This window comes from Streptomyces sp. NPDC054883, from assembly GCF_053610645.1.
In genome coordinates this window covers 1-18952 of the sequence record NZ_JBSGYT010000081.1, presented here as the reverse complement: position 1 = coordinate 18952, position 18952 = coordinate 1, and the positions used below count along the sequence as shown (strand labels likewise).

The following is an 18952-nucleotide window of genomic DNA, read 5'->3' as shown; positions in this document are numbered from 1 at the left end:
ACCGCAACCAGATGACGAGCCACCAACGCACCCAGACCACCGGTACCACCCGTCACCAACACCGTGCCCGAACCGCCCCACACCGGCCCACCACCAGCCGAAACCGCCACCCGCGCCAACCGGGGCACCCACACCCCACCACCACGAACCGCCAACTCCGGCTCACCCAGAACCACCAGGCCCGCCACATCCACCGAACCATCCGAATCCACCAACACGAACCGGCCCGGATTCTCCGCCTGCGCAGACCGCACCAGACCCCACACCGGGCCCTGACGCACATCCACCGGCTCACCCTCCTCCACCACCACCGCACCCCGGGTGACCACGACCAAACTCGCACCCTCGAACCGCACATCCGCCAACCACCCCTGCACCACACCCAGGACCTGATGGGTCAAGGCGTGCACGGCGGCCGGGACGTCCCCGTCGGTGACGGGGCACTCGAAGACGACGGTTCCACCGACCGGCCCCTCTTCGGGCAGGTCTTCCCAACGGGTCCACGACTCGGGGGCGGCGGCCGCCGCGCCCGGCAGCGGGTTCCAGGCGATGTGGAAGAGGGAATCCGCGTCGTCCGTGCCCAGCTGCTCGGTGGAGACCGGCCGTCCGACGACCGCGCCCACCGTGGCGACGGGCGCGCCGGTGGCGTCGGCCACCTGGAGCGAGAGGCTCTCCGGACTGGGCTGGGTGATCCGCACCCGTACGGCGGTGGCCCCGGCCGCGTGCAGCGTGACGTCCTGCCACACGAAGGGCAGGACCGTTTCGTCGCCGCCGGTTCCGTTCACCAGGGCGGCGTGCATGGCGGCGTCCAGCAGGGCCGGGTGCAGCCCGAACTCCGCGGCCTCCGCGTGGGCCTGCTCGGGCAGCGCCACCTCGGCGAACAGCTCGTCACCCCGCCGCCAGGCCGCCGTCAGCCCCTGGAAGACGGGCCCGTATCCGAAGCCCCGCTCGCGCAGGCCTTCGTAGGCGCCGTCCAGCGGCAGTACCTCCGCGCCGGCCGGCGGCCAGGCCGCCAGCTCGAAGGCGGGGGCCGCGGCGACGGGTGCGAGGACTCCGTCGGCGTGCAGGGTCCACGGCAGGTCCGGCCGCTCCTCGGCGCGCGAGTAGACGCTGACCGACCGCCGCCCGGTGGTGTCGGCGGCGCCGACGACCATCTGGACGGTCACGGCGCCCCGCTCGGGCAGAATCAACGGTGCCTGGAGGGCGAGCTCTTCCAACAGGCCACAACCGACCTGGTCACCCCCGCGGATCGCGAGCTCCACGAAGCCCGTGCCCGGCAGCAGGACGGACCCGAGGACGTCATGGTCGGCGATCCAGGCGTGCGTGCCCACCGACAGCCGGCCGGTGAACGTGACGACGTCCGTGTCGGGGGACGGCAGGACGGCACCGAGCAGCGGGTGGCCGGCGTCCGCCAGCCCGGCCGTCGCCATGCTGCCGCCACTCGTACCGAGCCAGGAGTTGGCGAGGTACTCCTCCGTGCCGACCCAGTAGCGGGTGCGCTGGAAGGCGTACGTGGGCAGCTCCACGCGGCGCGCGTCGGCGGGGCGGTAGAACGCCTGCCAGTCGACGGTGGCACCGGAGGTGTGGAGACGGCCCAGCGCCGTGAGGAGCGCTTCGGGCTCGGGGCGGTTCTTGCGGAGGGCGGGTACGAGGACGGTTTCGGCGGACTCGGCCGACTGCTGGGCGAGGCCGGTCAGGATGCCGTCCGGGCCGATCTCCAGGAACCGGGTGGCGCCCTGCTGCTCCAGCATCCGTACGGCGTCGGCGAACCGGACCGCCTCCCGGACCTGGCCGACCCAGTACTCCGGGGACTGCCAGGCCTCGGACAGCTCACCGGTGACGGTGGAAACCACCGGTATCCGCGGAGCGGAGTACGTCAACCGGGCCGCCACCGCACGGAACTCATCCAGCATCGGGTCCATCAACGCCGAGTGGAACGCGTGCGAAACAGCCAGCCGACTCGTCTTGCGGCCGGCAGCCGCGAAGTGCTCCCCCACCGCCAGCACGGCGGCCTCCACACCCGACACCACCACCGAGTCCGGGCCGTTGACTGCCGCGATACCCACCCCGTCGGTGAGGTGCGCCAGCACCTCCTCCTCGGTCGCCTGGACCGCGAGCATCGCGCCCCCGGCGGGCAGCGCCTGCATCAACCGTCCTCGTGCGACGACTAGTTCGGCCGCATCCGCCAGCGACAGCACACCCGCCACATGCGCGGCAGCAAGCTCACCGATCGAGTGCCCGGCGATCAGATCAGGGGTGACCCCCCACGCCTCCACCAGCCGGAACAAGGCCACCTCAAGCGCGAACAACGCGGGCTGGGTGATCGCGGTGGCGTTCAGCGCCTCCGCATCCTCACCCCACACCACCTCACTCAACGACCGCCCCAGCTGCCGGTCGACCTCCCCACACACCGCGTCGAACGCCGCCGCGAACACCGGGAACGCCTCGTACAGCCCACGCCCCATCCCGAGGCGCTGCGCCCCCTGCCCCGTAAACAGGAACGCCGTCCGGCCCCCCAGCTGGGCCTGGCCCGTCACCAGGGCCGGGTGCTCCTCCCCCGCCTCGAGGGCGGCGAGGGCCGCGCGGCGGCTCGCCTCGTCGCCCGTCACCACCGCCCGGTGGTCCATCGTGCTGCGCGCCGTCGCCAGGGTGTACCCGACGTCTTCGGCACGGTGGGCGTCGGCCACGGCGAGCAGGCGTTCCGCCTGGCCCGCCAGCGCCTGCGCGGACTTCGCGGACAACGCCCAGGGCAGCAGGGGAAGTTCCGCGTCGCCAGGTGCGGTCGGGGCCGGCCGCGTGGCGTCGGCGACCTCCTCCACTATGACGTGGGCGTTGGTGCCGCTGATGCCGAACGAGGAGATGCCCGCCCGGCGCGGCCGGCCCTCGGCCTGCCACTCCCGGGCCTCGGTGAGCAGCTCCACCTCGCCCGCCGACCAGTCGATCTGGTCCGACCGTTCTTGCGCGTGCAGGGTGGGCGGCAGCACTCCGTGCCGCATCGCCATCACCATCTTGATGATGCCTGCGACACCGGCCGCGGCCTGGGTGTGCCCCATGTTGGACTTGACGGAGCCCAGCCACAGCGGCCGGCCCTCGGGCCGCTCCTGCCCGTACGTGGCCAGCAGCGCCTGGGCTTCGATCGGGTCGCCGAGGACCGTGCCGGTGCCGTGCGCCTCCACCGCGTCGACCTCGGCGGCCGTCAGCCCGGCGTTCGCCAGGGCCTGGCGGATCACCCGCTGCTGCGCCGGGCCGTTCGGGGCGGTCAGGCCGTTGCTGGCACCGTCCTGGTTGAGCGCCGAGCCCTTGACCGTGGCCAGGACCGGGTGCCCGTTGCGCCGGGCGTCGGACAGTCGCTCCAGGAGGAGCATGCCGGCGCCCTCGCCCCAGCCGGTGCCGTTGGCGTCCGCGCCGAACGACTTGCAGCGGCCGTCGGGGGCGAGTCCGCGCTGGCGGCTGAACTCGACGAAGACCTCCGGGGTGGCCATGACGGCGACCCCGCCGGCGAGCGCGAGGGAGCACTCCCCGGAGCGCAGCGCCTGGGCCGCCATGTGCAGGGCCACCAGCGACGACGAGCACGCCGTGTCGACGGTGACCGCCGGGCCCTCCAGGCCGAACACGTACGAGACCCGGCCCGAGGCGATGGCGCCGGTGCTGTTGTTGGCGGCGTAGTCGTGGTACATCATCCCGGCGTAGCAGCCGGTCATGCTGCCGCGCAGGGTCTCCGGATCGATCCCGGCCCGCTCGAAGACCTCCCAGGCCGTCTCCAGCAGCAGGAACTGCTGGGGGTCCATGATGGCGGCCTCGTTGGGGCTGATGCCGAAGAACGCCGGGTCGAACTCGCCCGCCCGGTGCAGGAATCCGCCTTCGCGGGCGTAGCTGGTGTGCGGGCGCTCGGCGGTGGGGTCGTAGATCCGGTCCAGGTCCCAGCCCCGGTTGTCGGGGAAGCCGGAGACGGCGTCCACGCCGTCGGCGACGAGCCGCCAGAGCGCCTCGGGGGTGTCCACGCCGCCGGGGTAGCGGCAGGCCATGGCCACGATCACGATCGGGTCGTCCTCCGCGCCGGAGGTCCGGACCGCGGTGGCCGGGTCCGGCCCCGACCGGCCGTCGGATCCGCCGAGTTCGTCCAGCAGGTGCCGGGAGAGGGCGCGCGGGTTCGGGTAGTCGAAGGCCAGGGTGGCGGGGAGGCGTACGTCGGTGGCGGCGCTGACGGCGTTGCGGAACTCGACGGCGGTGAGCGAGTCGAAGCCCAGCTCGCTGAACGCGCGGCCCTCGTCCACCGCGTGCGGTCCGGGGTAGCCGAGGGTGACCGCCACCTGGGTGCGGACCAGGTCGAGCAGGACGGCGATGCGCGCGTCCCGGTCGAGTCCGGCCAGCCGTCCGCGCAGCGAGCCGGCGGCCTCGGGGGTCGACACGGCGCCGCGGCGCGGCCGTACCCGGACCAGGCCGCGGAAGATCGCCGGCAGGGCGTCGCCGGCGGCCGCGAGGGTCCGTACGTCCAGCCGGACCGGCAGGACGAGCGGGGTGTCGACGGTCAGCGCGCGCTCGAAGAGGTCCAGGCCGTACTCGGCGGTGAGGGCGCCGATGCCGGTGCGGCTCATCCGCTGGAGGTCGGCTTCGGTGAGGGCACCGGACATGCCGCTCGCCCACAGCCCCCAGGCGAGCGACTGGGCGGGCAGGCCATGTGCGCGGCGGTGGGCCGCGAGGCCGTCCAGCAGGGCGTTGGCGGCGCCGTAGTTGCCCTGGCCGGGGACGCCGAGGACGCCGGTCGCGGAGGAGAACAGTACGAAGGCCGACAGTTCCAGGTGCCGGGTCAGCTCGTGCAGGTGCAGGGCGGCGTCCGCCTTGGCCCGCAGGACGGTGTCCAGGCTCTGCGGGGTCAGCGAGCCGACGAGGGCGTCGTCGAGCACTCCGGCGAGGTGGACAACGCCGGTGAGCGGGTGGGCGTCCGGGATGGCCGCGAGGACGTCGGCCAGGGCGTCCCGGTCTCCGGCGTCGCAGGCGGCGAGGGCGGCTTCCGCGCCGAGGGCGTGCAGTTCGGCGCGGAGTTCCGCCGCACCGGGGGCGTCCGCGCCGCGCCGGGAGACCAGGAGGAGGTTCCGTACGCCGTGCGCCTCGACCAACCGCCGGGCGACGAGGCGGCCGAGCGCGCCGGTGGCGCCGGTCACCAGGACGGTGCCGGTGCCGAAGTCGGGCCGCAGGCGCCGCTCGGGGTCGTCGGCGAGGCGGGTCAGCCGGGCGCCGTGGACGGTGGTGCCGCGGACGGCGGTCTGGGGTTCGCCGGCGGCCACCGCGAGGACCGCCTCCGCATCCCGGCCGAGGTCGGTCAGGAGGAACCGGTCGGGGTTCTCCGTCTGCGCCGACCGCACCAGGCCCCAGACGGCCGCTCCGGCGAGGTCGGTGACGTCCTCGCCGGGCAGTGCGACGGCACCCCGGGTGGCGACGACCAGGCGCGAGTCGGCGTACCGCTCGTCGGCGAGCCAGCTCTGCAGGGCGGCGAGCACCCGGCCGGTCGCGGCCCGCACGCCGTCCGGGTCCCGGGCGGGTACGGAGTGCAGGACGACGGTCCGCGGTACGGGCGCGTCGGCGGGCAGGGCGTCCCAGTCGGCCGGGGCGGCGTCGGGGGCGGTCGCGGCGGGGAGTTCGGCCCAGTCCAGGGCGAAGAGGGACTCGTGGGCGACGGTGCGGGCGGCGGCGAGCTGCCCGGCGGAGACCTCGCGCAGGGCGAGGGAGTCCACGGACAGGACGGGGCGCCCGGTCTCGTCGGCCACGGACAGTGCGAGGGCGCCCGCGCCGTCGGGGGTGATGCGGACGCGCAGCCGGGTGGCGCCGGAGGCGTGCAGCCGTACGCCCGTCCAGACGAACGGCAGTACGGGGCCCTCGGCACCGGCGTACAGGTCGGTGAAGACGGAACCGTGGAGGCAGGCGTCCAGCAGCGCCGGGTGCAGGCCGAACGCGGCGGCGTCGGGGCGGGCCCCTTCGGGCAGGGCGACCTCGGCGAACACCTCGGTACCGGCGCTCCAGGCGGCGGTCAGGCCGCGGAAGGCCGGCCCGTAGGGCAGACCGGCCGCGGCCAGCGTCTCGTAGACCCCGTCGGTCCCGATGGGGGCGGAGCCGGCCGGCGGCCAGGCGGCCGGGCCGAAGGGGTCGGCGGCGGGTCCGGCGGTGACGGGTCCGGTCGCGAGGACGCCGGCGGCGTGCAGGGTCCACGGCTGGTCCGGCTGGTCGTCCCGGCGGGAGTGGACGCTGACGGGGCGCCGCCCGGCGGCGTCCGCCGGACCGACCTCGACCTGGAGGGCGACGGCGCCGCGCTCGGGCAACACGAGGGGCGCCTGCAGCATGAGCTCTTCGAGCAGCTCGCAGCCGACCTGGTCACCGGCCCGCACGGCCAGTTCCACGAAGCCGGTGCCGGGGAACACCACGGCGTCACCCACGCGGTGGTCGGCGAGCCACGGCTGTGCCGAGACGGAGACACGACCGGTGAGGACCACTCCCCCGGAGTCGGCCAGGGACACGACGGCGCCGAGCAACGGGTGCTGGGCGGCGGCCAGTCCGGCGGCGGAGAGGTCGCCGAGGGTGTTGGTGCCCTCGACCCAGTAGCGGGTGCGCCGGAAGGCGTACGTGGGCAGCTCGACGCGGCGCGCGCCGGTGCCGGCGTAGAACGCCGCCCAGTCGACGGGCGCGCCGCAGGTGTGGAGCTGGGCCACGGCGGCGATGAGGGCCTCGGGCTCGGGGCGGTTCTTGCGGAGGGCGGGTACGAGGACGGCTTCGGCGGACTCGGCCGACTGCCGGGCGAGGCCGGTCAGGATGCCGTCCGGGCCGATCTCCAGGTACCGGACGGCACCTTCCCGCTCCAGCGCGCTCACCGCGTCGGCGAACCGGACGGCCTCGCGGACCTGGCCGACCCAGTAGTCCGGGGACTGCCACTGCGCGCCGACCCGCTCACCGGTCACGGTGGAGACCGCGGCCAGCTTCGGCTCGGAGTAGGCCAACCGCCGTGCCACGGCCCGGAATTCGTCCAGCATCGGATCCATCAGCGCCGAGTGGAAGGCGTGCGAGACGGCGAGCCGGCTGGTCTTGCGGCCGGCAGCCGTGAAGTGCTCGCCGACCGCCAGTACGGCGGCCTCCACACCCGATACGACGACCGAGTCCGGGCCGTTGACCGCCGCGATACCCACCCCGTCGGTGAGGTGCGCCAGCACCTCCTCCTCGGTCGCCTGAACCGCGAGCATCGCGCCCCCGGCGGGCAGCGCCTGCATCAACTGTCCTCGTGCGACGACCAGTTCGGCCGCATCCGCGAGCGACAGCACACCGGCGACGTGCGCGGCGGCCAGCTCACCGATCGAATGCCCGGCAACGACGTCGGGCGTCACACCCCACGCCTCCACCAGCCGGAACAAGGCCACCTCAAGCGCGAACAGTGCGGGCTGGGTGATCGCGGTGGCGTTCAGCGCCTCCGCATCCTCACCCCACACCACCTCACGCAACGACCGCCCCAGCTGCCGGTCGACCTCGACACACACCGCGTCGAACGCCGCCGCGAACACCGGGAACGCCTCGTACAGCCCACGCCCCATCCCGAGGCGCTGCGCACCCTGCCCCGTAAACAGGAACGCCGTCGCCCCCTTGGCGACCGCACCGCGTACGACGTTCGCGTGCGGGTGGTCCTGCGCCAGTGCCGCGAGGCCGGCGAGGGCGCCGTCGCGGCCGGCGGCGAGGACGACCGCTCGGTGGTCCAGGGCGGCGCGGCTCGTGGCGAGGGAGTAGCCGAGGTCCGCGTCGTCGGCTTCCGGGCCGGAGACGACGTGTGCGTGCAGCCGGTCCGCCTGGGCGGCGAGCGCTTCGGCGTCCCGCCCGGAGACCGGCCAGGGCAGCACGGCGGGCAGCCGTACGGCGGCGGGCTCCGGGGCGTCGGCCGCTCCCTCGGACGCCTCGGCCGGCACCTCCGCGGGGGCCTCTTCCAGGATGACGTGCGCGTTGGTGCCGCTGACGCCGAAGGCGGAGACACCCGCCCGCCGCGGCCGGTCCTCGGCGCGCTCCCATTCCCGGGACTCGGACAGCAGCCGGACCCGTCCCGCCGACCAGTCGACGTGGCTGGACGGCTCGTCCACGTGCAGGGTCTGCGGCAGCACCCCGTCGCGCAGGGCCATGACCATCTTGATGACGCTGCCGACACCGGCCGCGGCCTGCGCGTGCCCGATGTTGGACTTGATGGAGCCCAGCCACAGCGGCCGGTCCTCGGGCCGGTCCTGGCCGTAGGTGGCGAGCAGCGCCTGTGCCTCGATGGGGTCGCCGAGGGTGGTGCCCGTACCGTGTCCTTCCACGACGTCGACCTGCGAGGCGGGCAGCTTCGCGTTGGCGAGGGCCTGGCGGATGACGCGCTGCTGTGCCCGGCCGTTGGGGGCGGTCAGGCCGTTGCTGGCGCCGTCCTGGTTGACCGCGCTGCCGCGGACGACGGCGAGGACCGGGTGGCCGTTGCGGCGCGCGTCGGAGAGCCGTTCGAGTACGAGCATGCCCGCGCCCTCCGACCAGCCGGTGCCGTCGGCGGCTTCGGCGAAGGCCTTGCAGCGGCCGTCGGGGGCGAGGCCGCGCTGGCGGCTGAACGCGATGAAGGGCGACGGGGTGGACATCACCATGACGCCGCCGGCGAGGGCCAGCGAGCATTCGCGCTGCCGCAGCGCCTGGGCGGCCAGGTGCAGGGAGACGAGCGAGGAGGAGCAGGCGGTGTCGACAGTGACGGCGGGGCCTTCGAGACCCAGGGCGTAGGAGATGCGGCCGGAGATGACGGCGGCCGCGTTGGCAGTGGTCATGTACGCCTCGGCGACTTCGCCCGCCGCGCCGATCAGGTACTCGTAGTCCTGGATCCCGGAGCCCGCGAACACGCCGACCGGCTTGCCGCGCAGGGAGACGGGGTCGATGCCGGCCCGCTCGACGGCCTCCCAGGACACTTCCAGCAGCAGTCGCTGCTGGGGGTCCATGGTCAGCGCCTCGTTGGGGCTGATCCCGAAGAACCCGGCGTCGAAGCCGGCGACGTCTTGGACGAAGCCGCCTTCGTTGACGTAGCTGCCGCCGGAGCCGGGCGCGTCCGCTTCCCCGCCGCGCAGGCCGTCGAGGTCCCAGCCGCGGTCGGTGGGGAAGGTGGCGATGGCGTCGCGGCCTTCGGCCACGAGCCGCCACAGGTCGTCGGGAGTGCTGATGCCTCCCGGGTAGCGGCAGCTCATCGCCACGATGGCGATGGGTTCGTGGTCCTGGTTCTCGACCTCCTGGAGGCGGCGGCGGGTCTGGTGCAGATCCGCCGTGACCCGCTTGAGGTAGTCGAGAAGCTTGGCGTCGTCATTGGACATTCTGGGTCCCACCGAGTCCTTGTTCATGCCGAGAGGTCGAGTCGATCCGGGGTCGGGTGCACCGGGGCGCGGTCGCACCGATCAGGTGAGGCCGAGTTCGTTGTCGATGAAGGCGAAGATGTCGTCGGCGGAGGCGGTTTCGAGCTGCCCGCCGATGCCTTGGGCGCCGGCCGCCGCGTCGAGCGTCGCGGTGAGGCGGGCCAGCAGGCTCTGGAGCCGGGCGGTGAGGCGGCCGGCCTCGATCTCGTCGGCGGCCAGCCCTGCTGCGGCCTGTTCGAGCCGGTCCAGCTGGGCGAGCACCGGCAGTTCACCGTCGTGCCCGTCCTGGCAGAGCTCCGAGCGGAGGTGGCCGGCGAGCGCCGCGGGGCTGGGGTGGTCGTAGACCATGCTGGTCGGCAGGGGGCGGCCGGTGGCGGCGACGAGGCGGGTGCGCAGGTCCACGGCCGCCACCGAGTCGAAGCCGAGGTCGGTGAAGCCGCGGTCGGGGCCGACGTCGGCCGGGTCGTCGTAGCCGAGCAGCGCCGCCACGTGGGTGCGTACCAGGTCGAGCAGCGTCTTCAGCTGGTCGGCGGGGGTGAGCCCGGCCAGCCGGGCGGCGAGGCCGGTGCCTTCACCGGTGCCCGGCGCTTGGTCCGCGTCGAGGGCGGCGAGCGCCTCGGGCAGGGCGTTCAGCAGGGGCCGCGGCCGGGCCAGTACGTACGTGGGCGCGAAGCGCTGCCAGTCGAACTCGGCGACCACCGCGTGCCGGGCACCGCCCGCGAGGATCCGGCGCAGCGCACCGACGGCGTGGTCCGGGCGCATCGCTGGAGCGCCGATGCGGCGCATCACGGCGGCCAGTTCGGCGTCGACCATGCCGCCGTCCCAGGAGCCCCAGGCCACGGAGGTGGCGGCGAGGCCGCGGGCACGGCGGGAGTGGGCGAGGCCGTCGAGGTAGGCGTTGGCGCTGCCGTACGCGGACTGCCCGGCGCTGCCCCACACGGCGGCGCCGGAGGAGAAGAGGACGAAGGCGTCGAGGGCGGTGTCCCCGAGGAGTTCGTCGAGGTGACGGGCGCCGAGCACCTTGGCGGATGCCACCTCGGCAAGGTCCGCGAGGGTGAGTGCGGCCAGCGGCGCGATGCGCTGGGGCAGTCCGGCCGCGTGGACGACTGCGGTGAGGCCGGTCAGTCCGTCCAGCAGCCGGCGTACGGCGTCGCGGTCGGCGACGTCGCACGCCTCGACCGAGACCCGTACGCCCGACTCCCGTAGTTCCTCGGCGAGTTCGGTGGCGCCGGGGGCCTGCGGGCCGCGCCGGCCGGTGAGGACGATGTGTTCGGCGCCGTCGGCGGCCAGCATCCGGGCGACGTGCGCGCCCAGTCCGCCGGTGCCGCCGGTGACCAGGACGGTGCCGCGCGGCCGCCACGGCCCGGCCGGGTCGGGCCGGGTGGGTCGGGTCAGGCGGCGGGCGTACGCGGCCTCGGGGCGCAGGGCGACCTGGTCCTCGCCGGTGGCTCCGGCGAGGGTGTCGCACAGCCGCCCGGCCAGCCGTTCGGCGGCTTCCCCGTCGGGGTCCGCCCCGGCGGGGAGGTCGATGAGGCCGCCCCAGGTGGCGGGGGTCTCCAGCACGAGCGCCGCGCCCAGGCCCCAGACGGCGCTCTGGGCGGGGCTGACGGGCCGGGCGGCCGCGTCGGCGTCGTCGGTGGCGACGGCGCCCCGGGTGAGGCACCACACGGGGGCGGTGCAGTCGCGTACGGCCAGTTCCTGGAGCAGGGCGACGGTGTCGGCGAGGCCGCGGGAGAGCTCGGGGTGCGCGGGGTGTTCGGTGTCGTCCTGGGCGAGCAGGCTCAGCACCCCGGCCGGTGCGGCGGGCAGCGTCCCGGGGAGCACGGAGTCCCCGGCGCCGACCGGGTGCAGGACCGGCCGTGCTCCCCGGCCGCTGAGCGCGTCGGCGAAGACGGCGGCGAGGGGGCCCTGACCGGGGGCGTGCACGATGAGCCAGTCACCGTCGAGCGGGGCCGGCCCCGCCGGGTCGGGGACGGGGGTCCAGCTGACGCGGTAGCGCAGCGCGTCGACGGCGGCGGCTTCGCGGCGGCCGGCCCGCCAGCTGGTGAGGGCGGGCAGGACGGGAGCGAGGGCGTCGGCGTCCAGGCCGAGCCGTTCGGCGAGTTCCGCCGTGTCCGCCCGCTCGACGGCCTCCCAGAACTCGGCTTCCGCCGGGTCGGACGTGCCGGGGGTGGCGGCCGGGGCCTGGCCGGTCCGCGCCCAGTAGTTCTTGCGCTGGAAGGCGTAGGTGGGCAGTTCCACGCGCCGGGGGCGGGCGCCGGGCGCCGTCGCCGTGAAATAGGCCGTCCAGTCGACGGGGACGCCCCGCGTGTGGGCGAGGGCGAGGGCTTCGGCCAGGGCGCGTTCCTCGCTCCGGCCGCGCCGCAACGCGGCGGTGAATACCGGCCGGTCCGCGTCGGCGTCGGCTTCCGCGTCGGCGAGGCAGTCGGGGCCGAGCGGGGTCAGCGCGGCGTCGGGGCCGAGTTCGAGGAAGGTGTGGACGCCCTTGGCGGCCAGCTGCCGTACCGCGTCACTGAACCGCACGGTCCGGCGTACGTGGGCGACCCAGTAGTCGGCGTGGGCCGCTTCGTCGGCGCCGAGGAGTTCCCCGGTGACGGTCGAGACGATCGGGATGCGCGGGGTTCCGTAGCCGATGCTCTCCGCGACGGCGCGGAACGCGTCGAGCATCGGTTCCATCAGCGGCGAGTGGAAGGCGTGCGAGACGGCGAGCCGCTTGGTCTTGCGGCCCAGGGCACGGAAGTGCTCGGCGAGCGCGGTGACCGCCTCCTCCGCGCCGGAAACGACCACGGCGCGGGGGCCGTTGAGGGCGGCGATGCCCGCGTCGGTGGTGAGCAGCGGTTCCACCTCGTCCTCGGCGGCTTCGAGCGCGGCCATCGCGCCGCCTCGGGGCAGGGCCTGCATCAGGCGGCCCCGGGCGGCCACGAGCCGGGCGGCGTCGGCGAGGGTGAGGATGCCGCTGACGTGCGCGGCGGCCAGCTCGCCGACGGAGTGCCCGGCGAGGAAGTCGGGCCGCACGCCCCAGGACTCCACGAGCCGGTACAGGGCCACCTCGCACGCGAACAGGGCGGGCTGCGCCAGGCCGGTGGCGTCGAGCGACGCGCTGTCCTCGCCCCACATCGTGTCGCGCAGCGGGGTGTCGAGGTGGGCGTCGAGGGCGTCGAGCACCTCGTCGAAGGCGCGGGCGAACACCGGGTGGGCGGAGTGCAGTTCCCGGCACATGCCGAGCCGCTGGGCGCCCTGGCCGGTGAAGAGGACGGCGGTCAGCGCATCGGGGCGGGCGGTGCCGGTGGCCGTGCCGGGGGCCGGCAGCGCCGGGTCGGCGGCGAGGGCGCGCAGGGCCCGGGTCAGCTCGGCGCGGCTGTCGGCGACGACCACGGCGCGGTGCTCCAGGGCGGCCCGGGTGGTGGCCAGGGACCAGGCCGTGTCGCGGAGCGCGTGGTCCGGGTGGGCGTCCACGTGGTCGGCGAGGCGGAGCGCCTGCGCGGCGAGGGCCTCGGGGCGGCGGGCCGACACGAGGACGGGAACGGGTACGGCCCGGCCGTCGGTGGAAACCCGGTCCCCCCCGGCGGGGGCGGCCCGGTGGGCGGCCGCCCCGGCCGGGGCCCCGGCCTCCGGGGCCTGCTCCGCCGGGGCCTCCTCCACGATGACGTGGACGTTCGTGCCGCTCAGCCCGAACGACGACACGCCCGCGCGCTTGGCACGCCCCCGCTCCGGCCAGGCGATCGGCTCCGTCAGCAGCCGCACGCTGCCCGCGCTCCAGTCGACGTTCGGGCTCGGCGCGTCCACGTGCAGGGTGCGCGGCAGCACGCCGTGCCGCATCGCGAGCACCATCTTGATGACACCGCCGATCCCGGCGGCCGCCTGCGCGTGCCCGATGTTGGACTTGAACGAGCCCAGCCACAGCGGCTCGTCGGCGGGCCGCTCGCGCCCGTAGGCGGCGATGAGGGCCTGCGCCTCGATGGGGTCGCCGAGGGTGGTACCGGTGCCGTGCGCCTCCACGGCGTCCACGTCGGCCGGGGTCAGCCGGCCGGCGGCGAGGGCCTGCTGGATGACCCGCTGCTGGGAGGGCCCGTTGGGCGCGGTCAGGCCGTTGGAGGCACCGTCGGAGTTCATCGCCGAGCCGCGGACGACGGCGAGCACCGGGTGGCCGTGGCGCCGCGCGTCGGAGAGCCGCTCCACGAGGACCATGCCGGCGCCCTCGGACCAGGTCGTGCCGTCGGCAGCCGCGGCGAAGGACTTGCACCGGCCGTCCGGAGCGAGTCCGCGGTCCTGGCTGAACCCGACGAAGGAGTCCGGGCTCGCCATGACGGTGACCCCGCCGGCGAGCGCCATCGTGCACTCGCCCGTCCGCACGGACTGGACGGCCAGGTGGAGCGCGACGAGCGAGGACGAGCAGGCGGTGTCCACGGTCACCGCGGGACCCTCCAGGCCCAGCGAGTACGCCACGCGCCCCGAGGCGACGCTGGCCAGCCCGCCGGTACCGCCGCCGCCCGGGTAGTCGTGGTAGACGACGCCGGCGAACACGCCGGTGCGGCTGCCCTTCAGGGAGGTGGGGTCGATGCCGGCGCGCTCGATGGCCTCCCAGGACACCTCCAGCAGCAGCCGCTGCTGCGGGTCGGTGTCGCGGGCCTCGCGCGGGCTGATCCTGAAGAAGTCGGCGTCGAACTCGCCCGCGTCGTGCAGGAAGCCGCCCTCGCGGCAGTACGTCTTGCCGGGCGTGGCGGGCTCCGGGTCGTAGAGGGCGTCCAGGTCCCAGCCGCGGCCGTCCGGGAAGAGGGACACGGCGTCCCGGCCGGCGTCCACCAGCTGCCACAGGTCCTCGGGCGAGGCGATGCCGCCCGGAAACCGGCAGCCCATCGCGACGATGGCCACCGGCTCCTGGTTCAGTTCCTCGGCTTCGCGCAACTGGCGCCGCGTGCGCTGTAGTTCGCTGGTGGCTCGCTTGAGATAGTCCCGGAGCTTCTCGTCGTTGCTCATCGAACCTCAACCAATCTAGAGCTGATCGCTGGCTAGGAGATGCCGAATTCGCTGTCGAGCACGTCGAACAGCTCCTCGTCGGTGACCGTTTCGAGGTCGGGGCCGTCATCGGCGGCGCCGCCCCCGGGGCCCCGGGCGTCGCGCCAGCGCCGTACGACGGCTTCCAGCCGGGCGGTGATGGCGTCCGCGCGGGCGCCGATCACCTCCGTGTCGCCTCCGTCGGCGGGGAAGCCGGTGAGTACGGCCTCGATGCGGTCGAGTTCGGCCAGCGCGGCGGCGGCCGGGTCGGCGCCGGCGGAGTCGGCGGAGTCGGCGTCCAACCGCTCGCCCAGGAACGCCGCCGCGGCCCGCGGCGTCGGGTAGTCGAAGATCAGGGTGGCGGGCAGGTCGCACCCGCCGGCCGCGGTGAGCCGCTTGCGCAGTTCGACGGCGGCCAGGGAGTCGAAGCCCATGTCCCGGAAGGCGAGGTCGGCCTCCACGGTGGCGGCGGACTCGTAGCCGAGGACGGCCGCGACGTGCGTACGGACCAGGCCGAGCAGGACGCGGGCCCGTTCGGCCGCCGGGAGCCCGTCGAGCTTGGCGTGCAGGTCCGCCGCCGCGCGCCGGGACTCCTCGGCCGAGGGGACGTCATGGGTGACGGGCGCGCCGGCGCCGCTCGTGGAGCGGGCGGCGTCGACCCAGTAGCGGCCGCGCTGGAAGGCGTACGTGGGCAGCTCCACGCGGTGCGCGCCGGTGCCGGCGTAGAACGCCGCCCAGTCGACGCGTACGCCGTCCACGTGGAGTTGCGCCAGAGCCTCCGCCAAGGCCTCCGGCTCGGGGCGGTTCCTGCGGAGGGCGGGTACGAGGACGGCTTCGGCGGACTCGGCCGACTGCTGGGCGAGGCCGGTCAGGATGCCGTCCGGGCCGATCTCCAGGAACCGGGTGGCGCCCTGCTGCTCCAGCATCCGTACGGCGTCGGCGAACCTGACCGCCTCCCGGACCTGGCCGACCCAGTACTCCGGGGACTGCCAGGCCTCGGACAGCTCACCGGTGACGGTGGAAACCACCGGAATCCGCGGAGCGGAGTACGTCAACCGAGCGGCAACGGTGCGGAACTCGTCCAGCATCGGGTCCATCAACGCCGAGTGGAACGCGTGCGAAACAGCCAGCCGACTCGTCTTGCGGCCGGCAGCCGTGAAGTGCTCCCCCACCGCCAGCACGGCGGCCTCCACACCCGATACGACGACCGAGTCCGGGCCGTTGACCGCCGCGATACCCACCCCGTCGGTGAGGTGCGCCAGCACCTCCCCCTCGGTCGCCTGGACGGCGAGCATCGCGCCCCCGGCGGGCAGCGCCTGCATCAACCTGCCGCGCGCGACGACCAGCTCGGCCGCATCCGCCAGCGACAGCACACCGGCGACATGCGCGGCGGCCAGCTCACCGATCGAATGCCCGGCGATCAGATCAGGGGTGACCCCCCACGCCTCCACCAGCCGGAACAAGGCCACCTCGAGCGCGAACAACGCGGGCTGGGTGATCGCGGTGGCGTTCAGCGCCTCCGCATCCTCACCCCACACCACCTCACGCAACGACCGCCCCAGCTGCCGGTCGACCTCCCCACACACCGCGTCGAACGCCGCCGCGAACACCGGGAACGCCTCGTACAGCCCACGCCCCATCCCGAGGCGCTGCGCACCCTGCCCCGTGAACAGGAACGCCGTCCGGCCACCGCGCCGCAGGGTTCCGGTGATCGCCCTCGGGTGTGCCTCACCCGCCGCGAGCGCCGCGAGCGCCCGCTCCCGGTCGCCGAGTACGACGGCGCGGTGGGTGAAGGCGGTGCGCGAGCCGACGAGGGAGAGCCCGATGTCCGCCGCGTCGGTGTCCGGCCCGGCGGAGACCCGCTCCAGCAGACGCTCCGCCTGAGCGGCCAGCGCCCGGGGCGTCTTCGCGGACAGCAACCAGGGCACGACGGGGAGGGCGGCCCGCACAGCCGCCTCCTCCGTGTCGGCCGGCGCCTCCTCGATGATCACGTGGGCGTTGGTGCCGCTGATCCCGAACGAGGACACCCCGGCCCGCCGCACACCGCCGGGCGCCGTCTCCCACACCCGGCCCTCCGTGAGCAGCTCGACGCTCCCGGATTCCCAGTCCACCTGGTCCGACGGCGCGTCCACGTGCAAGGTGGGCGGCAGGACGCCGTTGCGCATCGCCATGACCATCTTCATCACGCCCGCGACGCCCGCGGCCGCCTGACTGTGCCCCATGTTGGACTTGATGGAGCCCAGCCAGAGCGGCCGTCCCTCGGGCCGCTCCTGTCCGTACGTCTCCAGCAGTGCCTGGGCCTCGATGGGGTCGCCGAGGGTGGTGCCCGTACCGTGCGCCTCGACCACGTCGACGTCGGCCGCCGACAGCCCGGCGTTCGCCAGCGCCTTGCGGATGACCCGCTGCTGCGAGGGGCCGTTCGGGGCGGTCAGGCCGTTGCTGGCACCGTCCTGGTTGAGCGCGGATCCGCGGACGACGGCGAGGACCGGGTGGCCGTTGCGGCGCGCGTCGGACAGCCGCTCCAGCAGCAGCACCCCTGCGCCCTCCGAGCAGGCCACGCCGTCCGCAGCGGCGGCGAAGGACTTCGAGCGGCCGTCGGCAGCCAAGCCCTGCTGGGTGCTGAAGTAGACGAACATGTCCGGGGTAGCCATCACGGTCACCCCGCCCGCCAGAGCGAGGTCGCACTCCCCGGACCGCAGGGCCTGGGCGGCCAGGTGCAGGGCGACCAGCGACGACGAGCAGGCGGTGTCGACGCTCACCGCCGGGCCCTCCAGGCCCAGGGTGTACGAGACGCGGCCCGAGACGACGCTGCCCGCGGTGGTGCTGCCGGGTTCGAGGCCGAGGGCGTAGTCGTGGTACATGACGCCGGCGAACACGCCGGTCGCCCCGCCCTTGAGGGTGGTGGGGTCGATGCCGGCCCGCTCGATGGCCTCCCAGGACACTTCCAGCAGCAGCCGCTGCTGCGGGTCGGTCACGAGGGCCTCGTTGGGGCTGATGCCGAAGAAGACCGGGTCGAACTCGGCGGCGTCGTAGAGGAATCCGCCTTCCCGGGCGTACGTACGGCCGGGCGCGCCGGGCTCCGGGTCGTAGACCTCCGGATCCCAGCCCCGGTCGGCGGGGAACCCGCCGATCGCATCGACCCCGTCCGCCACCAGCTTCCACAGCTCCTCGGGGGTGGTCACACCGCCCGGGTAGCGGCACCCCATGCCGACGATGACGATCGGATCGTCGTGGCGTCCGGGGCGGCGCTCGGCCTCGGCCAGGCGCCGGCGGGTGTCTCTCAGGTCGGAGGTGGCCCGCTTCAGATATTCGAGAAGTCGCTCCTCGTTGCTCACCGAGACCTACTCCCTCTGGTCGACAAAAAGTGGCGACTCGCTCGCGTTGCCCAGTCCGGCATTGATCGGTTCGAACGCTACTGAGCTGCCGAGAGGGCGGCCTACCCTTAGCCCACCCCTGCCCAGGGGCCTCGCCGGAGCAGGGGAAACACACAGAACGGCCGGGGTGGGGGGGGGCAGGGGGTCGCCGGGGGACCGCCCACGGGGTCCGCGGTGTCGCCCAGCGCCGCCGCTCTCACCGCGGCCCCCCCCCCCGGCCAGGGTCTGCCGGGCCCGCCGGGGTGGGGCGGGTCAGGGGGTCGCGGGGGTACCGAGCTCGTTGTCCAGGATGTCGAACAGCTCGTCCGCGGTGACCTCGTGGAGGTCCTCGCCACGGTCCGGGATCTCCGGCGTGGCATACCCCTGGGGGTGGGTGGATCGTCCGTCGAGCCGGCCGGCCAGTTCCCGCAGCCGCTCGGCGAGCCGCGTGCGGTCGGGGGCGCCGGCGGCGGCGTCGGAGGCCAGCAGGGCCTCCAGCCGCGCGAGGTCGGCCTCCAGTCCGGTGGTCGGGGCGTGGCCCGTGGCCGCCGGAGCCAGCTTCCGGGCGATGTACGCGGCGACCTCCGCCGCGCTCGGGTAGTCGAAGATGAGCGTGGCGGGCAGCCGTAGGCCGCTGGCCGCACCGAGCTGGTTGCGGAGTTCCACCGAACCGAGCGAGTCGAAGCCCAACTCGCCGAAGGCCCGGTCGGGTTCGATCACATCGCCGGAGGCGTGTCCGAGCACGGTCGCCGCGTGGCTCCGTACGACGTCCAGGATGATCCGGGTGCGCTCCTCCTCGTCGTGGCCGGCGATCCGCTCGGCCAGCGACACCCCGGCCGGTGCTCCGGCTGTTGCGGTCCGCTTCCGTGCGGTCGGCACCATTCCCCTCAGTAGGGCGGGCAGTTCGTCGGTACGGGCCCGCAGCGCGCCGGAATCCACCTTGAGCGGGACGGTCGCCGCTTCGCCCGATGCGAGGGCGGAGTCGAAGAGGGCGAGTCCTTCCGCCTCTGAGAGGGCGGGCGTACCGGCGCGGCGCATCCGGTCGAGGTCGGCGGGCGTCAGGTGGGCCGCCATGCCGGTGTCGACGTCCCAGAGGCCGAAGGCCATCGACGTCGCCGGCAGACCCTCCGCCCGCCGGTGAGCAGCCAGCACGTCCAGGAACACGTTCGCCGCCGCGTAATTGCCCTGACCGGCCGCCAGCACCAGACCACCGGCCGAGGAGAACAT

3 protein-coding genes and 1 pseudogene are annotated in these 18952 nt (G+C 74.6%); all 4 read right to left on the bottom strand.

The genetic code is table 11. The annotated features are described in order from the left end of the window. Positions 1-9338: type I polyketide synthase (locus ACWGH1_RS34150; protein WP_453409317.1), on the bottom strand; the 9338-nt coding region annotated here is incomplete at its 3' end. A gap of 81 nt (positions 9339-9419) precedes the next feature. Beyond that, positions 9420-14354, bottom strand: coding sequence for a type I polyketide synthase (locus ACWGH1_RS34145; protein WP_453409316.1), 4935 nt, complete (start codon positions 14352-14354; stop codon positions 9420-9422). A 32-nt stretch (positions 14355-14386) separates the two neighbouring features. After that, positions 14387-17707, bottom strand: a pseudogene (locus ACWGH1_RS34140) (type I polyketide synthase); the annotation flags it as partial. A 291-nt stretch (positions 17708-17998) separates the two neighbouring features. Then, positions 17999-18952, bottom strand: a 954-nt coding sequence (locus ACWGH1_RS34135; protein ID WP_453409315.1) for a KR domain-containing protein, incomplete at its 5' end; no start/stop codon positions are given.